The organism is Gallibacterium genomosp. 1 (assembly GCF_001678575.1).
Classification (GTDB): domain Bacteria; phylum Pseudomonadota; class Gammaproteobacteria; order Enterobacterales; family Pasteurellaceae; genus Gallibacterium.
In genome coordinates, this window is sequence record NZ_JTJP01000026.1 from 36,176 (window position 1) to 57,369 (window position 21,194).

Consider the following 21,194-nt stretch of genomic DNA (forward strand, 5'->3'; position numbering starts at 1 on the left):
GGTAGATTAGGTTATTGTCATATTTTTCCGTTATTCGCTGGCTATTTTCAGTGTGAAAGTATAAAATCGTGCGATTTTTTTAAATTTTAGAGGACAGCAAAATGAAGATCGTTGAAGTGAAACATCCGCTTGTAAAACATAAACTCGGCTTAATGCGAGCGGCTGATGTCAGTACTAAACAATTTCGTGAATTGGCTACAGAAGTGGGCAGCTTGTTGACTTATGAAGCAACCGCCGATTTAGAAACTGAAGTGGTAACGATTGAAGGTTGGTGCGGTCCGGTACAGGTGGATCGTATTAAAGGTAAGAAAGTGACAGTTGTGCCGATTTTACGTGCCGGTCTTGGAATGATGGAAGGCGTATTGGAACATATTCCAAGTGCGAGAATCAGTGTGGTCGGAATGTATCGCAACGAAGAAACTTTAGAACCTGTGCCTTATTTCCAAAAATTGGCGCCGGATATGGAAGAGCGTTTAGCGATTATTGTCGATCCGATGTTGGCGACCGGCGGTTCAATGATTGCAACTATCGATTTATTGAAAAAGGCGCAATGTCCAAAAATCAAAGTGTTGGTGTTAGTCGCTGCGCCGGAAGGTATTCGTGCGTTACAGAATGCACATCCGGATGTAGAACTTTATACCGCATCCATTGATGATCATTTGAATGAAAACGGTTATATCATTCCTGGTTTAGGGGATGCCGGCGATAAGATATTCGGTACTAAGTAGTATTGAATATCTTTTTTTTAGTTAATTTATCCAGAGAGGTGAAACTATTTTATGAGTCAAGATACTCAATCTCAAATTGCTGAAAGCAAAGTGAAGCAGGCGTTTGTCGGTCTGCAAATGTTGTTCGTTGCTTTTGGTGCATTGGTGTTGGTGCCGTTGATTACCGGTTTGGACAGTAATACCGCATTATTGACCGCCGGTGTCGGTACGTTGTTGTTTCAATTATGTACCAAACGCCAAGTGCCGATTTTCTTAGCATCGTCTTTTGCCTTTATTGCGCCGATTCAATACGGTATTGCCACTTGGGGCTTGCCTGTTACACTCGGTGGTTTGACTTGTGCAGGGTTAGTTTATGTTGCATTAAGTGCATTGGTTAAAGTGAAAGGTGTGGAAGCGTTGCAGAAGGTCTTCCCACCGATTGTGGTCGGTCCGGTGATTATTATTATCGGGATGGGGCTGGCACCGGTTGCTGTGGATATGGCATTGGGTAAGAACAGTAATTACAGCTATGATCAGGCGATTTTGGTGTCAATGATCACGTTGCTGACAACCTTATGCGTGGCGGTTTTTGCTAAAGGTATTATGAAATTAATTCCGATTATGTTCGGTATTGCCGCCGGTTATATTGTTTGTGCTTTTATGGGCTTAATTAACTTGCAACCGGTTTATGATGCGCCTTGGTTCAGTTTGCCAACAATTACGACTCCGGAATTTAAGTTGGAAGCGATTCTTTATTTGCTACCGATTGCGATTGCTCCGGCGGTTGAACACGTTGGCGGAATTATGGCGATCAGTTCGGTAACCGGAAAAGACTTCTTACAAAAACCGGGACTACATCGTACATTGCTTGGTGATGGTGTAGCAACTTCAGTGGCATCGTTTTTAGGTGGGCCACCGAATACCACTTATGCAGAAGTTACTGGAGCAGTAATGTTGACGAAAAATTTCAATCCAACCATTATGACGTGGGCAGCAGTTTGGGCAATTGCAATTTCGTTTTGTGGTAAAGTTGGTGCATTTTTATCCACTATTCCAACTATTGTAATGGGGGGAATTATGATGTTGGTATTCGGTTCGATTGCTGTGGTTGGTATGAGTACTTTGATCCGAGGTAAAGTGGACGTTACTGAGTCTCGCAATCTTTGTATTATTTCTGTGGTAATGACATTCGGTATTGGCGGAATGTTTGTGAATTTCGGTGAAGTATCATTAAAAGGAATTAGCCTCTGTGCGATTGTGGCGATTTTATTAAACTTAATTTTGCCGAAAGCACAAAAAACAGAAAATTAATTGTGAAATCATCAAAACAGGCGGTTTGAGTGCTTGCTCAAGCCGTCTTTTTTCTTTATTCTTATAACCAATTTTTTGCCGGCTATTTTAGGTATTTGTTTGCAATATCAATACATTTTACCGATTTACGAATTTGATCCTGAAACATTTGATAATTTTGATGCAGACAGCAATCAGTTGTTATGTAATTCGCTGTTTGAGAATTTTGCTCATCTGCAACAAAATTTTTTCTATATTTGGGGAGCGAAAAGCAGCGGTAAAACGCACGTGTTGAAAGCCGCTAATAATCTGTTTCTGCAACAGGAACGTAGCGCAATTTATATCCCTTTGACCAAAACCCACTATTTTTCACCGGAAATTTTAGAAGAGTTGGAAGAGCTGGATTTGGTCTGTCTTGATGATTTGGGGGCGATTGCCGGCAATGATGAATGGGAAGTGGCGATTTTTGATCTGTTTAATCGCATTAAAGAAACCGGCAAAACCTTGTTATTGATGAGTGCCGATCAGCCGCCGCAACAGTTACCGATTAAATTGCCCGATTTGCGTTCCCGTTTAAGCTGGGGGGAAACTTATCAGCTGGCGGAACTTTCGGATGATAAAAAAGCCGCTGTTTTGCAACAGGCGGCTCGTAAACAAGGATTGGAATTGCCCGATGAAGTGGCAAAATTTTTGTTGAACCGTTTGGATCGTGATTTAACCTATCTTTTTTCTGTGCTTGAGAAGTTAGATAAGGCTTCGTTACAGGCACAACGCAAATTAACTATTCCGTTCGTTAAAGAGCAACTCCATTTATAAATTATTTGCCTAATTGGACATTCAATTCGCCGATTTTTACCCCTAGCAAACCTAAAGAAACTGGATCAAGTGATTCGCCTAAGAATTTAAACAGTGTTTCTAAATCATCAAACTGTTGAGAAAATTCAACTTTATCTTCTACTTTACGGCTAAAGTGAAAGCTAAGTGCGGTGCCGTTATAGTGTGCATCCAGTTGTACATAAACGGTTTCAAATAAATGGTTTCTCGCCCCTTCTTCACCCGGATCGCTCTGGCGTACCACCCAGCTGTTTTGGTAGAGAGGGTAAGTTTGATTTTCTGCTGATTTACTCATTCGTGCTTCCTTATATAGCCAATAAAAAGGTGCGCATAGTATAGTTTCTCCCTTTATTCAAGTAAATAACTTGCTTATAATCTAAGGGTTTTTGATTAAGGAGTAGGGTATGTTGGCTGTATTTAAAGAGTGGTATAGACGTCGTTTTAGTGATCCACAGGCAGCAGGACTGTTCAGTCTGTTGTTGATAGTTTGTGTCGGATTTTATTTTTTTAGCGATCTTTTCACACCGTTATTGATTGCGATTGTGTTGGCATACCTATTGGAATTACCGATTCAGTATCTGACGACAAGATTTAAATTTCCACATTTATTATCTTTGGCATTGGTGCTGGGCGGTTTTATCGCTGCAGTGCTGTTTGTCTTTATTGTGATGATTCCGACCCTTTGGAATCAAACCGTAAACTTATTGAAAGATCTGCCGACAATGAGCAATCAGTTGCATCAATGGGTGCTTTCTTTGCCGGAAAATTATCCTGAGTATGTGGATTACGCAATGATTGATACCGTTTTCAATGGTTTACGTGAGAAAATTCTCGGTTTCGGTGAATCGGCATTGCGTTATTCTTTAACTTCTATTGTCAGCTTGGTCACATTGGGCATCTATGCCTTTTTGGTGCCGTTGATGGTTTTCTTTTTATTGAAAGATAAAAACTATCTGATTTCCGGTGTGAGCCGTTTTCTGCCTAAAAATCGCCAATTAGTAAATCAGGTGTGGGATGAAATGAAACAGCAGATTGCCAATTATATTCGCGGCAAGGTTGTTGAAATTGTGGTGGTAACAGCGGTCAGTTATGTTACTTTCCTGATTTTCAAACTGAATTACTCTTTATTGCTGGCAGTAGCGATTGGTTTATCGGTGTTAGTGCCTTATGTCGGCGCTGTCTTGGTGACGATTCCGTTGGCGTTGGTGGCACTGTTTCAGTTCGGTTGGTCAGCAACGTTCGGTTATTTAATGCTGGTTTATACCATTACCCAAATTTTGGATGGTAATTTATTAGTGCCGTTGCTGTTCTCGGAAGCGGTTAATCTGCATCCGTTGGTGATTATTGTATCGGTTATCTTTTTTGGCGGTTTGTGGGGCTTTTGGGGCGTGTTCTTTGCCATTCCGTTGGCAACGCTGGTGAAAGCCATTATCACTGCGTTGCCTCCGGTAACTAACTCTGATTAACGTAGTGCCAGTTTACGGCGTAATCCTCTTAGGATCAGGAATAACCAAGGCCATAAAATACCACTTAAAACTGCGCCAATAAATTCTTGAGAATTAAATATGGCACTGTGTAAAAAGAGTGCCAACAAGAAGATACTACAACGAATCAGAAAGACGAAGAGAATGACCAATAGGCTTTGTTGCCACAAAGAGAGATTGCGTAAAATCATAGAGTTAACAGCAATCAGGTAAGCAAAAATGGATAAGACTAAGGTATGGATACCTAAAATAGAGCCTAAAATGAGATCCCAAACTAAGCCGATTAAAAAGGCGATTCCGATATTGACTCTATTCGGAATTGCCATTACCCAATATAGCAATACTAATACTACCCAAGCTGGACGATAGCCTCTAAATTCTGCCGGCCAAGGCATAATTTCTAATACAAAAGCGATAACGAAAGTAAAGGCGATCATCAGCCATTGAAATAACACATTTGCTTTCATAAAGATTCCTTTTATTCTTCTTCTATTTTTTCTTTAGCAGGCGGTAGCTGACGGTTTTCTAAAGACGGAACAGTATTATCACCATTGTTTGCTCTATTTCTGAGGTCGTAATTTTCTTGAGAGGAAGATAACCGCTGTTTAACCACTTCTTTAATTTGATTAGGAGAATTGTGTAAACGTTTGATGTCTTCATTAGTCGGCCATAATAGCAGTAAATAGCGTAAACGTTCTAAAGAGGCGAGTGGTTTTGCCACTACAGTTGCAAAATAATTATTTCCTTCTCGGGATACCGATTCAACAATCGCAACCGGATAGCCCTCCGGAAAACGGTGCCCTAACCCGGAAGTGACTAATAAATCACCTTTTTCAATGTCGGCTGAACGGGATACATTATCTAAAACCAATTCGTCTGCACGACCGGTACCGCTGGCGATAACACGAATATCGGAACGTAGCACTTGTAGCGGAATGGAATGGGTTACATCGGAAATGAGCAAAATGCGACTGGTATTTTGTCCGACAGAGATAATTTGCCCGACCACCCCTTTTTCATCAATAACAGGTTGTCCGACATAAGCGCCATCTTTTTCACCACGATTAATCACTACCTGCTGACGATAAGGATCGGTTTCCGCCGTAAGCACTTCAGCAATTTTTTTATATTCATCGTGGCGTAGCGGTGAATTTAATAATAAACGTAGCCGCTGATTTTCTACTTTTAATTGATCAAGCAATAACAGATCGGCATTTTTTTCCAACAGTTGATCTTTTAAGACTTTGTTTTCAATTTGCAAGGTGTTGGTATCCACCAAATTATCAGAAACGCCGTCCAATAAAGAACGTGGCGTATTGGCTAAATAATAGATCCAACTCACCGCCGTTTCCAATAAACTGCGGAGCTGCAATAGATTACGTGTTTGCCCGTCGGAAAACATTAAAATAACCGATAATATGGTTGCAAAAACTAATCGAACACCAAGAGAAGGGGATTTTGAAAAAATTGGTTTCATACTGTGAAAGCTAAAAATAGCGTAGCTTATTGCTAAGCCACGCTAAATGAATGATTTAAAAATTAATCGTCGCTGAAAATATCGCCGCCGAGTTTGTCGATCATCTCTAACGCTTCGCCACCACCGCGCGCTACGCAAGTTAATGGATCATCCGCTACAATCACCGGCACACCAGACTCTTTCGCTAACAGAATATCAATATTTTTCATTAATGCACCACCACCGGTAAGCACCATTCCACGTTCAAAAATATCAGCCGCTAATTCCGGCGGACATTGCTCAAGAGCAGTGCGTACTGCACGCACGATACCGTCAAGCGGTTGTTGAATTGCTTCCAAAACATCGTGAGTGTTTAAAGTAAAGGTTCTTGGCGCACCTTCCGCAAGATTATTACCTTGCACTTCCATTTCTAAAATTTCATCACCTTCGGCAATGTAAGCGGTAGCAAGTTCTTTCTTAATTTTTTCTGCGGTGATTTCACCAATAGATGAACCGAAAGTACGGCGGACATAATTGATAATCGAGTCATCAAACCGGTCACCACCGATACGAACAGAAGAGGAATAAACCACACCATTTAATGAAATCACGGCAACTTCAGTTGTACCGCCGCCGATGTCAATGACCATTGAGCCGGTCGCTTCAGAAACAGGCAGTTTGGCACCGATTGCGGCTGCCATTGGTTCTTCAATTAAATGCACTTCACGAGCTCCGGCGCCATAGGCGGATTCTTTGATTGCACGGCGTTCTACCTGAGTTGCACCGGCAGGAACACACACTAATACACGAGGGCTTGGACGCATAAAGTTATTACGGTGAACTTGCTTAATGAAATATTGCAACATTTTTTCAGTTACAAAGAAGTCGGCAATCACACCATCTTTCATAGGGCGAATGGCACTAATACTTTTTGGTGTTCTACCGATCATCAATTTTGCTTCGTGACCGACAGCGGCAATACTTTTTAAAGAACCGACGCGATCCTGACGGATAGCCACTACAGAAGGTTCATCAAGCACAATGCCCTGACCTTTAACGTAAATGAGAGTATTAGCTGTACCTAAATCAATAGAGAGGTCATTAGAAAAAAGACCACGAATTTTTTTAAACATAATTTTCCGCTTATCTGAGTAATTAAATTGGGGTTGTTTTTTTACAGTGAAAAAAATTGGTGTAAATTTACCAAAAAATCGGGCTGTTTAATAGGGAGAGGATAGGATTTTTTTGATATTGTCTCCCTTCTAAAGGAGGTGTTTTGCGATACAGAGCGGTAAAAGGTAAAAAAACAGAGTGCGGCTCACAAATATCATTTTTTCTAATTGATTTCTACCCCCCCCCCTAGGTAGAATGCTTATAACAAAAAGTCTTTTTATGAATTAACTTAGAAATTAAAGCTTAAGATAAGCAATAAGTTAGTCTAAAAAATGTGAGTAACTAAACTAAAATAAGGGGAAATATCTATGTTAATTAAATTAGATAGATCATTTTTTATGTATTTACCACTGATGTTGTCAATATCTTTTAATGTTTTTGCTATGCCCGAAGACAATGGCAATCCAATTCGGGGGCAGGACACTGAAAGGAATAGACAATATTATGATAATGGAGAATATTATAAAATTTATGGGACAGGTGAAGTATTCGAATGTGCTCCTTGTGAGAGATTAAATGTGATTGACAAAATACTTGGCATTGATTCTGAGTCCTTAGTAATTGATTATGAGTCGTCCGAAGCTTATTCCTTGCAAAATACAGAATGGTACAGGAAGTTTGTCGCTGAAGAAGTTGAAGATGAAGATGAAGATGAAGAAAATTATCCATATGAGAGAGAAAAATTTATAAAAAGGACAATATTTGGTGTCATAGAAAAGGCGATAGAGGCGAACAACAAAGCTATAACCAAAAACACTAGTGCGATAGAGGCGAATAAAACTGCTATAACAAATAATACTAATACGATAAATACGAATAGAATTGCTATAACCAACAATACTAATGCGATAAATGCGAATAGAACTGTAATAGAAAATCATGAAGATCGTATTCAACAACTTGAAAGCAGAAAATTAAATTTGGATAAGCAAATTAATCAATTACATCGCGATATAAAATCATTAGATGATCGTCTTGCTAGTGGGATTGCAGCTAGCAATGCAATGGCTGGTTTAGTTTCGGCGACTAAAGATGGAAAAAGTATGATTGCTGTCGGTTTAGGAACTTATCGTGATCGTAGTGCTATTGCGATTGGAATATCAAAATTAAGTAATGATGGGCGTTGGAAAGCAAAATTTAGTTTTGCAACAGGAATGAATGGTAGTAATAAAGATCTTAGTACATCAACGTCTATTGGCTATCAATTCTAATTGTTGTTGAATCTTAAATGAAAATGTTCCTTTTTTGTTTTTAGATTATTGATAAAGGTCTGGATAATGCTCCAGACCTTTTATTTTATTAAAGGGGATAATTAAGAAGCGCTTTCTTCAAAGACTGGCAACGGCTTGTGTTTACTTGCTACCAAGGTATAAATTACCGGTAATACAAATAAGGTAAACAATGTGCCGATAGCTAAGCCAGATACGATCACAATACCAATACTAAATCGGGATACTGCACCAGCACCGCTTGCGTAAAGCAAAGGAATTAAACCTGCAATCATCGCAGCTGTAGTCATTAGAATTGGACGTAACCGTACTTTCGCCGCATAGCTAATAGCCTCGATACGATCTTTTCCGAAAAGTAATTGTTGTTCTTTTGCTACTTCACACATCAAGATTCCGTGTTTGGTGATTAAACCGACCAAAGTAATCAATCCCACTTCTGAATAAATATTGAGCGTTGTACCGGCAATGCCGAATAACGACAGAATATTTAACATCAATAACGCGCCACTGATTGCCAACGGTACGGAGATCATAATGACCAACGGATCGCGCATTGATTCGAATTGGATGGAAAGTACTAAGAAGATAATCAGTACCGCCAGTACGAAAGTGACTGCAAGCGCATTACCCTCTTGTACGAATTGACGCGCTTCGCCTTTGAAGTCATAGCTGTAATTGCTTGGCAACAAAGAAGCCCCTTCACCTTCAAACCACTCTACTGCATCACCAACAGAGCTGGTCGGCATTGGAATGGCACTGATAACGGCGGAACTTAACTGATTGAAACGGCTTAAAGAAAGCGGCTCAGAGTTAATTTCCATTTTGATTAAGTTACCGAGCGGCACAGAATCACCGTTTGCAGCAGTAACGAAATAGTTATTCAAATCTTCCGGATTTAAACGATCAGCACGTGGTACTTCAGAAATAATTTTATATGAACGTCCATCGATACCGACACGAGTGATTGTTCCGCCGGCGAGATAACTTCCCAATAATTTACTGATCTGCTGCATACTGATACCGTAAGTACCTGCTTTTTCTTTATCGATAGTAATGTGCATTTGCGGCGTATCGAATTTTAAATCAAGACTGTTATAAATAAATTTGCCTGATTTTTTTGCTGCTTGTAACACATTTTCAGCCACTAAAGCGAGCTTATGTATATCATCTGCTGAAGTGATTACGAAACTAACTGGAGGCCCTTGTTCACCGGTTTCAATTTCTGGGAAAGAGAAGCCGTTTACACTGATTTCAGGGATAGCTTTCGCTTTCTGGTTGATCTCATTTGCAATTTCAGTTTGGCTGCGATCACGATTGCTCCAGTTGGTCAAACAGGCGATTGCCAATGAACGGTTGGTACTCGGCACACCGGAAATCACCATAGAGAATTCCACTTCAGGCGTTTCTGAAAGGATTTTCTCATACTGTTTCATTGCATCCTGTACATAATCAATATTGGCATTAGATGGTGCTGTACCCAATGCTAAAATCGCACCTTTATCTTCATTCGGGGTTAATTCACTGGAAAGATTGCTCATTAACACCGGCAAGCTGGCGAAAATCAATACTGCAAAGAAAATCACCAATTTGCGGCTGTCCAACATCAATGCCAACATACGTTGATAGAGATCAGTTACACTGTTCAAAGTACGTTCAACACGAATTTCCAGTTTGGTCGGATTGGTGTGAGCCTTGAGGATATTACCGCACATCATTGGTGACAGTGTTAACGCAATAATACCGGAAATAAACACCGCACCGGCAAGGGTTAAGGCGAACTCTTTAAACAGCGTTCCGGTAATTCCGCCCATCAACGCCATTGGTGAATATACCGCACAAAGCGCAATAGTCATTGAGATAACCGGAGTGGCGATTTCACGTGTACCGATAATTGCCGCACGGAATGGGGTTTCGCCTTCTTTGATATGTCGGTCGACATTTTCCAACACTACGATCGCATCATCCACCACCAGACCGATAGCGAGAATCAACGCCAGTAGCGTCATCAGGTTGATCGAGAAATCAAAGAATTGCAGCAACATAATTACCCCGATAAGTGAAATCGGAATAGTGACCACCGGAATAATCATAGCTCGGAAAGAACCTAAGAACATTGTAATCACGACAAGCACGATTACGGTTGCTTCAAAGATGGTGTGAATAACCTCATTGATAGAGTCGTTAATCGCAATGGTTTTATCGTAAAGTACACGGCTTTCGATACTGTTAGGCAAGCTCTCTTTAATAGAGTTATAAAGTGGATAAATGTTTTTTACCACTGTCAATGGGTTAGCATCCGCCGCCGGCTCAATGCCTAAAACGACCGCATTTTCACCATTTGCGGCTGCACGAGCATTATCACTTTCTTTATCCATATCAACTTTAGCAATATCGCCAAGTTTTACGATATTACCGTTTTTAGAGAATAACACTAAGTTGCGTAATTCATCGGCAGATTTTGTGGTAGTATCAACTTTGTTTTTATAAGTTACATAATAGCTATTGGCACTACCGGCTGCAGTTTGCACGTTATTTTGGGATAATGCTCCCATTACATCGCTGGCGGACAAGCCGAGCGCTGCCATTTTTTCAGGTTGCAGCCAAATACGCAAAGCGTAAGAAGCACCGCCGAAAACTTCCACTTTTGCCACACCGGATACTGTAAAGAATTGCGGTTTGACAACACGTTCAATATAGTCAGTTACCTGACTGGAATTTAGTTCTTTCGAGGTGAAGCCGATATACATAATACCGGAACCACCAGTAGAAGAAGTAATGGTCGGGTCTTCAATGTCCGAAGGCAGTTGTGAACGAACGGAGTTTACTTTTGCCAATACATCAGCTAATGCACCGTTTGGATCAGCATTTAACTTCATTTTCACTGTAATGCTAGATGAACCCTGAGCGCTGGAGGATGACATATAGTCAATATTATCCGCCTGTGCTACTGCCTCTTCAATTTTTGAAGTAATAAAGGCTTCGACAAGTTCTGCATCTGCTCCTGGATAAGCTGTTGTAATATTAATTACAGTAGTAACGAGTTTTGGATATTCCCGAACAGCCAGTTTTGATATTGCTTGTAGTCCCAGAATGACAATCAACAAGCTAATCGAAATGGCAAGCACCGGGCGTTTAATAAAAAGATCGGTAAATTTCATCTTTTTTCCTAATTTGCTAATGCTTAAAGATTAGTTTTTGTTTCTGGTTCAGTAGCACCAATCACCGGTTTATCAACCACTCTGACATAACTGCCGCCACTGACATTTTGCAACCCACCGGTAATGATATAGGTGCCGGCTTTGAGCGCAGGGTTTGCTGCTAATTGAGCGTGAACACTGCGACGGTCTTTGGTTTGCACTGTGATTTGTTGTGCTTTATAGACATTATCCAACGGTTGGTCGCCGAGTTTCGCTTTATCTTCTTCTGTAAGCGGAACGAGGATATAAGCGGTTTCACCATACATATTGTAGCTGATGGCAACTTGCGGCACGACCACTTGATTGGTTTCGGTTTGACGTTCTACTTTAAGATGAACGAACATACCGGAAATTAATTTGGTCTGCCCCTCAAAAGTCGCTTCCACTTCAACTAACCCGGTGGATTTGTTAATAGCCGGTTCGATCGCGGTGATTACTGCTGAGAAAGTTTCATCAGGATAAACATCGCTAACCGCTTTTACCTGCTGTTGTAGGTGTAATTGACTGAGTTCGTCTTGCGAAATACCGAAATTGACTTTCATTTTGCTACGATCTTCGACACGTACAATTTCAGTACCGGCAGTAACGTATTCACCGACATTCACTTTAATGATACCGGCTTCACCATCGAACGGTGCAACAATCTGACGACGCTGAATCGTTGCTTTTAAACCATTGACAGTAGCAACCAAATTTTCATAAGTGGCTTTTGCATTATCCAATTCAGTTTTTGAAACGCTATTGGTTTTCATCAAAGCAAGGTAGCGGTTATAAGTTAATTTAGCCGCCGGAAGTTTTGCTTCCGCCGCAACCAGATTGGCTTTTTCAACTGAGTTATCCAACTCAACCAATACTTGCCCTTTTTTCACGTGTTGCCCGGATTGAATATTGACGCTGGCAACAGTGCCGGTGCCTTGTGAACTCAACATTGCACCTTGGTTCGGTCGCACCAATGCAGTGCTGTTAATCACCGGAATCCAATCTTGAGGTTCAATTTTCACCGCCGTAATTGGAATAATGTTAGGCGGCATATTGCTTAAGAATTCGTTGGTTTTCACTTTTTTAATAAAATGCGCAGCAATCACCAACGCAAATATCAACAGTGTGACTAACAAAACGACTTTGACAATAAAGCGTTTTGAACGACGAGGCTTTACAGCCTGATTTTCAGCCATTTAAATTTCTCCGTATTAAAAAATAAATCATATTAAGAAAGGGGCAAAATAGCATTCCAGCTATGTTGGATAATCTTTTCTAAATCCTGCTCATCACTTTTCATTCGTAAATGAAGATCTTTTTCTGCCATATTGATTGCACTTTCTAAGCTCAAACTGAACAAAATATCTGGATGTAGATCGGAAATTTCACCGCTTTGTTTTCCTTTTTCGGTTAAACAATGCCAAGCATCATCCGTAATATTCAAGCACTCTTCGATAATATTGTAAAAATCTGGTAGAGCGCGATATTGATTCATTGTTAAAATGACTTGAGGATTAGCGTGCAACCAGTGCCATAAATTCCACCACATTTGACGATATTGTTGAAATAGTGGTAAATCCGGATTAATTCCTTTATTAACACAAGTTTGGAAGCGTTGGAAAAGATCAAAGGCAAGACGTTGCAATAATTCTTCTTTGCTTTTGAAATAGATATATATAGTGCCGGCAGCAATTCCTGCTTCTTTAGCGATTTTTTGCATAGAGAGTTGGTGTACGCCATATTGAGCAATCAACTTTTCTGTTGCACGAAAAATCTGCTGAAGCATTTCGTTTTCTGCTGTCATTATGAGTTTTCTCTCCTATTAAAAGGTATGAATGAACGTTCGTTCATTCTATTTTTTTTGTGATCAATGTCAAGGTTTTCGTGAAAGTTTAAATGGTATTTGTTAGAGGAGTATTAGTTTTAATACTCATTGAGTGAATAATTAAAAAATCCCACATTTTTAGCAATAAAAATGTGGGAAAAAAGGAAAGTCAATGTCGGAGGAAATTATTTTTTATCCATTGGTTCAAAATCACGTTGTGTTGCACCGGTATAAATTTGTCGAGGACGTACAATTTTGAAATTGCCTTGATTGTACATTTCTTTCCAGTGTGCAATCCAACCAACTGTACGACCTAAAGCAAACATTACGGTAAACATTGAAGTTGGAATACCAAGCGCTTTTAAGATAATACCTGAATAGAAATCAACGTTTGGATAAAGATTCTTTTCAATAAAGTACGGATCGTTAAGAGCAATACGTTCCAGCTCCATTGCTACATCGAATAATGGATTATCAATTTTCAGTTCCTGCAATACTTCGTGGCAGGTTTGACGCATTACTTTAGCACGAGGATCATAATTTTTATAAACACGATGACCAAAGCCCATTAAACGGAATGGATCATTTTTATCTTTTGCTCGGGCAATAAATTCAGGAATACGATCAACTGTACCGATTTCTTCCAACATATTAATGCAGGCTTCGTTTGCACCACCATGAGCAGGCCCCCATAAAGAAGCAATACCAGCGGCGATACACGCAAATGGGTTTGCACCGGAAGAGGCGGCTGTACGTACGGTTGAAGTTGAAGCATTTTGTTCGTGGTCAGCGTGAAGGATAAAGATACGATCCATTGCTTTTTCAAGAACTGGGTTGACGATATATGGTTCGCAAGGTGTAGCGAACATCATATAAAGGAAATTACCCGCATAAGATAGATGATTTTGCGGGAACATAAATGGTTGGCCGATAGAATATTTATAACACATTGCCGCAAGGGTTGGCATTTTTGCCAATAGGCGAATTGCTGTCAATTCACGGTTTTTAGCATCTTTAACATCGATAGAGTCGTGATAGAACGCTGCTAATGCACCACTAACACCGCACATTACCGCCATAGGGTGAGAGTCACGACGGAAACCGTTAAAGAAGCGACTTAATTGTTCGTGTACAAGAGTGTGTCTTTTTACTAATTGAGAGAATTCTTTGTATTGCTCTAAATTCGGACGTTCACCGAAAAGCAGTAAATAGGCAACTTCAAGATAATCAGCATTTTCTGCAAGTTGATCGATTGGATAGCCACGATGTAATAACACGCCTTTGTCTCCATCGATATAAGTGATGGAAGATTTACAAGTGGCGGTTGACATTAAACCCGGGTCGAATGTGAATAATTTTTGTGAAGTTAATGATTGCACATCAACCGCATCATAACCTAACTCAGCGCGATGTACATTCAAATCATATTCTCTTCCATCACTGATAGTTAGCTTTGCAGTAAGTTCTGACATAAATTCCTCCTTCTTGTCTTTTTTAGAAAAAAGTCAGCATGATATTGTGGGTTTGTTTAACTGTATGTTAATAAGTTGTTATGCAATATAACATCATTATTTTTTGCTTGCCCTCACTTTTTTTTCAAAATTAGAGGTAGATCAAAAAATTTTTGCATTTTTATGTTTTTTTTTTGTTAAAAATGTAACAAATGTCACAGAAAAAATTTTTTTAATGCATAATAATAAGCATACTCCACTTTAGAGTGAATCATCTAGTTATTTTAATGGGTATATTAGTAATGTTTTACCCGATAAAATAACAAAGTTGTAGTTCAACTATAAGTAAAAAATGAAGGACTTATCAATGCAATCTAACAATACAATGAAAGAATGGCTTGCTTCCACAGCTTTTGGTGGTGCAAATCAATCTTATATTGAAGATCTTTATGAATCTTATTTAACTGATCCAAACAGTGTATCCGATGAGTGGCAACAGATTTTCCAACAATGGAAAACCGACAATGACCAACCTCACGCACCGGTAAAAGATTATTTTCGTAAATTGGCTAGTGAAGGTCGCCGTAATCAGCAAACTATTATCGATCCGGAGGCGGGTGCGAAGCAGGTGCGTTTATTACAATGGATTAATGCATATCGATTTAGAGGCCATCTCAATGCTGATCTTGATCCATTAAAAATGTGGAACAGACCTGTTATTGATGAATTGGATTACCATTACCACGGTTTTTCAGACGAAGAGTTGGATGAACACTTTAATATTGGACATTATGTGTACCAACGTGAAAGTATGACATTGCGTGAAATCGATAAGGCTTTAAAAGAAACTTATTGTGGCCATATCGGGATTGAATTTATGCATATTACTGATATTGATATTCGTCGTTGGTTACAAGAGAAAATAGAATCGGTTTTGAATAAACCGTTGTTCAGTGAAGAAGAGCAGTTGACTTTCTTAAGAGAGTTAACCGCAGCGGACGGTTTGGAACGTTATTTAGGCGCAAAGTTTCCGGGAGCAAAACGTTTTTCATTGGAAGGTAGTGATGCTTTTATTCCCTTAATGAAAGAGATAATCCGTCACGCCAGCAAACAGGGGGTAAAAGATGTGGTGATGGGAATGGCTCACCGTGGGCGTTTGAATATGCTGGTGAATGTGCTAGGTAAAAAACCAAGTGAGTTGTTTGATGAATTCGCCGGAAAACACTTCACTGATCGTACCGGTGATGTGAAATATCACCAAGGTTTCTCTTCTAATTTTATGACCGAATACGGTCTTGTTCACTTAGCGTTAGCATTTAACCCTTCTCACTTGGAAATTGTTAGTCCAGTTGTTATTGGTTCCGTGCGAGCAAGACAAAATCGTAGCCATGATACTGAACGTCAAAATGTGTTGGCGGTAACAGTACACGGTGACTCTGCCGTTGCTGGACAAGGTATTGTGCAAGAAACATTAAATATGTCGGCAACTCGTGGTTATACTGTTGGTGGTACTATTCGTATCGTGATTAATAACCAAATCGGCTTTACTACTTCTAATCCGCACGATACACGTTCTACTGAATACTGTACCGATATTGCAAAGATGATTCAGGCTCCGATTATCCATGTAAATGGCGATGATCCGGAAGCAGTGGCATTTGCTGGACGCATTGCAGTGGAATATCGGGCTAAATTCAAACGTGATATTTTCATTGATTTAATCTCTTATCGTCGTCACGGGCATAATGAAGCAGATGAACCTTCAGCCACCCAACCTTTGATGTATAAGAAAATTAAAGGTCATCCAACCCCACGTAAAGTGTATGCCGATTATTTAGTGCAACAACAAATTATTAGTGATGAGGAAGCAACTGCTTTGGCGAATGATTACCGTGATAAATTAGACCAAGGTGAGTGCGTAGTAGCGGAATATACGCCAATCGATATGAATAAGATCGATTGGTTACCTTACCTAAATCACAGTTGGACTTCTCCTTATGAAAGTAAATTCCCAGAAGAGCGTTTTAAAGCATTAGCACATAAGATCAGTGAATACCCTGAAGATCACATATTACAAAGCCGTGTTGCGAAAATTTATAATGATCGTCAGGCAATGGCTCGTGGTGAAAAACCATTTGATTGGGGAATGGCAGAAACAATGGCGTATGCTACGTTATTGGATGATGGAAATCATATTCGTTTATCCGGTGAAGATGCTGGTCGAGGTACCTTCTTCCATCGTCACGCTGTGTTGCACAATCAACAAAATGGTACAACTTATACCCCGTTACAACATATTCATAGTAAACAAGGGGAATTTGAGGTATGGGATTCCGTATTATCAGAAGAGTCTGTTCTTGCATTTGAATACGGTTTTGCTACCACTACACCAAGAACATTAACGTTGTGGGAAGCACAATTCGGCGACTTCGCCAATGTTGCACAAGTCGTAATTGACCAATTTATTAGCTCCGGTGAACAAAAATGGGGCAGAATGTGCGGTTTAGTAATGCTTTTACCTCACGGTTATGAAGGTCAGGGGCCTGAACACTCATCTGCTCGTTTGGAACGTTATCTACAACTTTGCGCACAAGATAATATTCAAGTTTGCGTACCGTCAACACCGGCACAGGTTTACCATATGTTAAGACGTCAATTATTGCGTAAGGTACGCCGTCCATTGATCGTGATTACACCGAAATCCTTGCTCCGTCATCCATTGGCAGTGTCTGAAATGAAAGAGTTGTATGACGGTTCATTTAAGAATGCGATTGGTGAAATTGATCCGATTGATGCAAAACAGGTGAAACGTGTTGTGCTTTGTTCCGGTAAGGTCTATTACGATCTGTTGGAAGAAAGACGTAAACGTGAAATTAAGGATGTTGCTATTGTTCGTATTGAACAGCTTTATCCATATCCACACGAAGAGATCAAAGAAATTCTATCGGCTTATCAACACGTTACTGATTTTGTTTGGTGTCAAGAAGAACCGCAAAACCAAGGTGCGTGGTATTGTAGCCAACATAATTTCTATGCTTCTATACCGGAAGGAGCAAAATTACGTTATGCAGGTCGTCCGGCATCTGCATCACCGGCGGTCGGTTATATGTCATTACATATCAAACAACAAAAAGCATTGATTGATGATGCATTAACTATTGAAATTAAAGAATCTAACTAAAGTAGAGGGTTATATAAATGAGTAATATTGAAGAAATTGTTGTTCCTGATTTACCGGAATCTGTAGCGGATGCGACTGTAGCAACTTGGCATAAAAAAACAGGTGAATTCGTTAAACGTGATGAAGTCCTTGTTGAAATTGAAACAGATAAAGTGGTTTTAGAAGTGCCCGCTCCTATTGATGGCGTGTTGGATGCTATTGTGGAAGAAGAAGGTGCAACAGTTGTCAGTAAACAAATATTAGGTAAATTACGTGCTGTTAAAGAAGGCGAAGAAACAAATGCCAGCGTAAATAAAACTGAACCGACACCATCAGATCGTCAACAAGCGGCAATTGAGCCGGAAAGCACAAATGATGCATTGAGTCCAGCTGTTCGTCGTCTATTGGCTGAAAATGATCTTGAGCCGAGCAAGATTAAAGGTTCCGGTGTTGGCGGACGTTTAACTCGTGAAGATGTTGAAGCTTATTTAGCTTCCGCATCTAAAGCACCGGCAGCTGCAGCAGCTGAACCGGCTCCGGTATTAGCGGCACGCAGTGAAAAACGTGTTCCGATGACTCGTTTACGTAAACGTATTGCAGAACGTCTACTAGAAGCGAAAAACAGCACTGCAATGTTGACGACTTTCAATGAATTGGATATGACACCAATTAAAAAATTGCGTAAACAGTATGGCGAACAGTTCGAGAAAAAACACGGTGTTCGTTTAGGCTTTATGTCATTCTATGTTAAAGCCGTTGTTGAAGCTTTGAAACGTTATCCGGAAATCAATGCTTCTCTTGATGGCGATGATATTGTTTACCACAACTATTTCGATATCAGCATTGCCGTATCAACCCCACGTGGCTTAGTCACTCCGGTATTACGCGATTGTGATCAACTCAGTATGGCTGAAATTGAAAAACAAATTAAATCACTTGCTGAGAAAGGTCGTGACGGCAAATTAACCGTTGAAGATTTAACCGGCGGTAACTTCACTATTACCAATGGCGGTGTATTCGGCTCATTAATGTCTACTCCGATTATTAATCCGCCACAAAGTGCAATTCTTGGTATGCACGCGATTAAAGATCGTCCGGTAGCGGTTAACGGTCAGGTGGAAATTCGCCCAATGATGTATTTGGCGCTCTCTTATGACCACCGTTTGGTAGACGGCAGAGAATCTGTTGGTTTCTTAGTTACAATCAAAGAATTGTTAGAAGATCCGACACGTATTTTATTGGAAATCTAAACTTAATAACCATCACCTTTAATCAATGCCTACCGTAAAGGTAGGCACATACTAAATAGGAGAAATCATGAATTTACATGAATACCAAAGTAAGCAGATTTTTGCTGAATATAAATTACCAGTGAGCAGAGGTATTGCTTGTCAAACTGTTGAAGAAGGTTTGCAGGCAATGAAAACATTGGGTGGTAAAGAATGGGTGGTCAAATGTCAGGTTCACGCCGGTGGACGTGGTAAAGCCGGTGGCGTTAAATTGGTTCAGACAGAAGAGCAATTAACTGAATTTTTTAACAAATGGTTAGGTAAACGTTTAGTGACTTTCCAAACTGATGCTAATGGACAGCCGGTCAACACAATTTATGTGGAAGAAGCATCAGATCTTGAAAAAGAACTTTATGTTGGTATGGTTATCGACCGTTCATCACAATCAGTAGTGTTTATGGCTTCAACTGAGGGTGGCGTGAACATTGAAGAAGTTGCGGCAAAAACACCACATTTATTACATAAAGTGTATGTTGACGCATTGATTGGCGGTATGCCTTATCAAGGTCGTGAATTGGCATTTAAACTTGGCTTAAATCCTGAACAAACCAAACAATTTACTCAAATGTTTTGCCAATTAACTAAATTATTTATTGAAAAAGATGCTTCTCTACTTGAAATCAATCCTCTTGTGATTTTGAAAAACGGTAAATTACACTGTCTTGATGCAAAAGTAGTCATTGATGGTAATGCGTTATATCGTCATCCGGATTTATTGGCAATGCGTGATTTAAGCCAAGAAGACCCTCGTGAAGCAGAAGCAGAAGAATCACAACTTAACTATGTTGCTCTTGATGGTAATATCGGTTGTATGGTGAATGGTGCAGGCTTGGCAATGGGTACAATGGATATCGTTAAATTACACGGTGGTAATCCTGCAAACTTCCTTGATGTTGGTGGTGGTGCAACCAAAGAGCGCGTTGCTACTGCCTTCAAGATTATTCTTTCCGATAAGAATGTAAAAGCTGTATTAGTCAACATTTTTGGTGGAATTGTACGTTGTGATTTAATTGCCAACGGTATTATTGATGCAGTGAAAGAAGTCGGAATTAACGTGCCGGTAGTTGTGCGTTTGGAAGGTAATAACGCTGAATTGGGACGCGAAATTCTTGCCAACAGCGGACTTAAAATTACAGCTGCCAACTCATTAACAGAAGCAGCGCAGTTAGTGGTTAAAGCAGCGGAGGATAAATAATGTCTATTTTAATTGATAAAAATACAAAAGTGATTTGCCAAGGTTTTACCGGTGGTCAAGGAACATTCCATTCAGAACAAGCGTTAGCTTACGGCACACAACTTGTCGGTGGTGTTTCACCGAATAAAGGCGGCACTACACATTTAGGTTTGCCTGTATTCAATACCGTTCGTGAAGCGGTTGAAGCGACCGGTGCAACTGCCAGTGTTATCTATGTGCCTGCACCTGGTTGTAAAGATGCGATTTTGGAAGCGATTGATGCTGGAATTCAATTAATCGTTTGTATCACTGAGGGTATTCCAACCGAGGATATGTTGGTAGTTAAACAAAAATTAAATCAAACCGGTGTACGAATGATTGGACCAAACTGTCCGGGTGTGATTACTCCGGATGAATGTAAAATCGGTATTATGCCAGCACATATTCACAAAAAAGGTAGTATCGGCATTGTTTCACGTTCAGGTACATTAACCTATGAAGCAGTAAAACAAACTACAGATGAAGGTTATGGCCAATCAACCTGTGTTGGTATCGGTGGTGACCCGATTCCGGGTTCAAGCTTCATTGATATTCTTAAATTATTCCAAGCTGATCCGGAAACCAAAGCGATTGTAATGATCGGTGAAATCGGTGGTTCTGCGGAAGAAGAAGCTGCTGCTTATATTAAACAAAACGTGACTAAACCTGTCGTTTCTTATATTGCCGGGGTGACTGCACCGAAAGGCAAACGTATGGGACACGCCGGTGCGATTATTAGTGGCGGTAAAGGTACAGCGGATGAAAAATATGCGGCATTAGAAGCAGCCGGTGTAAGAACTGTTCGTAGCCTTGCCGATATTGGAAAAGCATTATGTGAAATTTTAGGCTAGTTTTTAGTCATCTGTATCATAAATAGCAAAAACCGGTATTCGAGAGATTACCGGTT

Annotated in this window: 17 protein-coding genes; 9 read left to right on the top strand and 8 right to left on the bottom strand. The window is 40.1% G+C overall.

Features of this window, described 5'->3' with window-relative positions; translation table 11 throughout:
- Window positions 1-101: 101 nt before the first annotated feature.
- The 3 genes from upp to hda all read left to right on the top strand — a co-directional run bounded on the left by upp (window position 102) and on the right by hda (window position 2,813).
- On the top strand, window positions 102-728 hold the full coding sequence (upp, locus tag QV04_RS05665) for a uracil phosphoribosyltransferase (RefSeq protein WP_013745231.1): 627 nt from the start codon (window positions 102-104) through the stop codon (window positions 726-728).
- A 51-nt stretch (window positions 729-779) separates the two neighbouring features.
- On the top strand, window positions 780-2,018 hold the full coding sequence (locus QV04_RS05670) for a nucleobase:cation symporter-2 family protein (RefSeq protein ID WP_039135481.1): 1,239 nt from the start codon (window positions 780-782) through the stop codon (window positions 2,016-2,018).
- A gap of 93 nt (window positions 2,019-2,111) precedes the next feature.
- Entirely contained in the window at window positions 2,112-2,813 is a 702-nt protein-coding gene (hda, locus tag QV04_RS05675) for a DnaA inactivator Hda (protein WP_196247511.1), read from the top strand.
- Between the two features lies 1 nt (window position 2,814).
- Here hda and QV04_RS05680 read toward each other — a convergent pair whose 3' ends face one another.
- Window positions 2,815-3,126, bottom strand: a complete 312-nt coding sequence (locus tag QV04_RS05680) for a DUF5377 family protein (protein WP_039080966.1) — start codon at window positions 3,124-3,126, stop codon at window positions 2,815-2,817.
- 109 nt (window positions 3,127-3,235) lie between these two features.
- Here QV04_RS05680 and QV04_RS05685 point away from each other — a divergent pair, with 109 nt between their 5' ends.
- Window positions 3,236-4,297: an AI-2E family transporter gene (locus QV04_RS05685; protein ID WP_065233290.1), complete on the top strand. Its 1,062-nt coding sequence runs from the start codon at window positions 3,236-3,238 to the stop codon at window positions 4,295-4,297.
- Here the strand turns inward: QV04_RS05685 and mreD are convergent.
- From mreD to QV04_RS05700, 3 genes are all read right to left on the bottom strand, one after another.
- Complete coding sequence (gene mreD / locus QV04_RS05690; protein ID WP_065233291.1) at window positions 4,294-4,782, bottom strand: rod shape-determining protein MreD; 489 nt, start codon at window positions 4,780-4,782, stop codon at window positions 4,294-4,296. The two genes, QV04_RS05685 and mreD, sit on opposite strands and share 4 nt — an antisense overlap.
- 11 nt (window positions 4,783-4,793) lie before the next feature.
- Window positions 4,794-5,792, bottom strand: coding sequence for a rod shape-determining protein MreC (gene mreC, locus QV04_RS05695; protein WP_065233292.1), 999 nt, complete (start codon window positions 5,790-5,792; stop codon window positions 4,794-4,796).
- A gap of 62 nt (window positions 5,793-5,854) precedes the next feature.
- Window positions 5,855-6,907: a rod shape-determining protein gene (locus QV04_RS05700; protein WP_039087557.1), complete on the bottom strand. Its 1,053-nt coding sequence runs from the start codon at window positions 6,905-6,907 to the stop codon at window positions 5,855-5,857.
- A gap of 345 nt (window positions 6,908-7,252) precedes the next feature.
- On the opposite strand from QV04_RS05700, the gene QV04_RS05705 reads away from it, so the two are divergent.
- Window positions 7,253-8,155, top strand: coding sequence for a YadA family autotransporter adhesin (locus QV04_RS05705; protein ID WP_065233293.1), 903 nt, complete (start codon window positions 7,253-7,255; stop codon window positions 8,153-8,155).
- Between the two features lie 101 nt (window positions 8,156-8,256).
- Here QV04_RS05705 and QV04_RS05710 read toward each other — a convergent pair whose 3' ends face one another.
- The 4 genes from QV04_RS05710 to QV04_RS05725 form a co-directional block, all read right to left on the bottom strand.
- A complete protein-coding gene (locus QV04_RS05710; RefSeq protein WP_065233294.1) occupies window positions 8,257-11,331 on the bottom strand; it encodes an efflux RND transporter permease subunit in 3,075 nt (1,024 codons plus the stop codon).
- Between the two features lie 23 nt (window positions 11,332-11,354).
- Window positions 11,355-12,545, bottom strand: a complete 1,191-nt coding sequence (locus QV04_RS05715) for an efflux RND transporter periplasmic adaptor subunit (RefSeq protein ID WP_018347266.1) — start codon at window positions 12,543-12,545, stop codon at window positions 11,355-11,357.
- Window positions 12,546-12,577: 32 nt separating this feature from the next.
- On the bottom strand, window positions 12,578-13,153 hold the full coding sequence (locus QV04_RS05720) for a TetR/AcrR family transcriptional regulator (protein WP_013745221.1): 576 nt from the start codon (window positions 13,151-13,153) through the stop codon (window positions 12,578-12,580).
- Between the two features lie 206 nt (window positions 13,154-13,359).
- Window positions 13,360-14,646 carry a citrate synthase gene (locus QV04_RS05725; RefSeq protein WP_065233295.1) on the bottom strand — a complete coding sequence of 429 codons (1,287 nt, stop codon included), beginning with the start codon at window positions 14,644-14,646 and terminating at the stop codon, window positions 13,360-13,362.
- Between the two features lie 346 nt (window positions 14,647-14,992).
- On the opposite strand from QV04_RS05725, the gene sucA reads away from it, so the two are divergent.
- From sucA to sucD, 4 genes are all read left to right on the top strand, one after another.
- Complete coding sequence (gene sucA, locus QV04_RS05730; RefSeq protein ID WP_065233296.1) at window positions 14,993-17,806, top strand: 2-oxoglutarate dehydrogenase E1 component; 2,814 nt, start codon at window positions 14,993-14,995, stop codon at window positions 17,804-17,806.
- Window positions 17,807-17,823: 17 nt separating this feature from the next.
- Window positions 17,824-19,035, top strand: coding sequence for a 2-oxoglutarate dehydrogenase complex dihydrolipoyllysine-residue succinyltransferase (gene odhB / locus QV04_RS05735; protein ID WP_039148590.1), 1,212 nt, complete (start codon window positions 17,824-17,826; stop codon window positions 19,033-19,035).
- A gap of 67 nt (window positions 19,036-19,102) precedes the next feature.
- Window positions 19,103-20,269: an ADP-forming succinate--CoA ligase subunit beta gene (gene sucC / locus QV04_RS05740; protein WP_013745217.1), complete on the top strand. Its 1,167-nt coding sequence runs from the start codon at window positions 19,103-19,105 to the stop codon at window positions 20,267-20,269.
- A complete protein-coding gene (sucD, locus tag QV04_RS05745) occupies window positions 20,269-21,138 on the top strand; it encodes a succinate--CoA ligase subunit alpha (protein ID WP_065233297.1) in 870 nt (289 codons plus the stop codon). Before sucC ends, sucD begins: the two co-directional genes overlap by 1 nt.
- Window positions 21,139-21,194 lie beyond the last annotated feature (56 nt).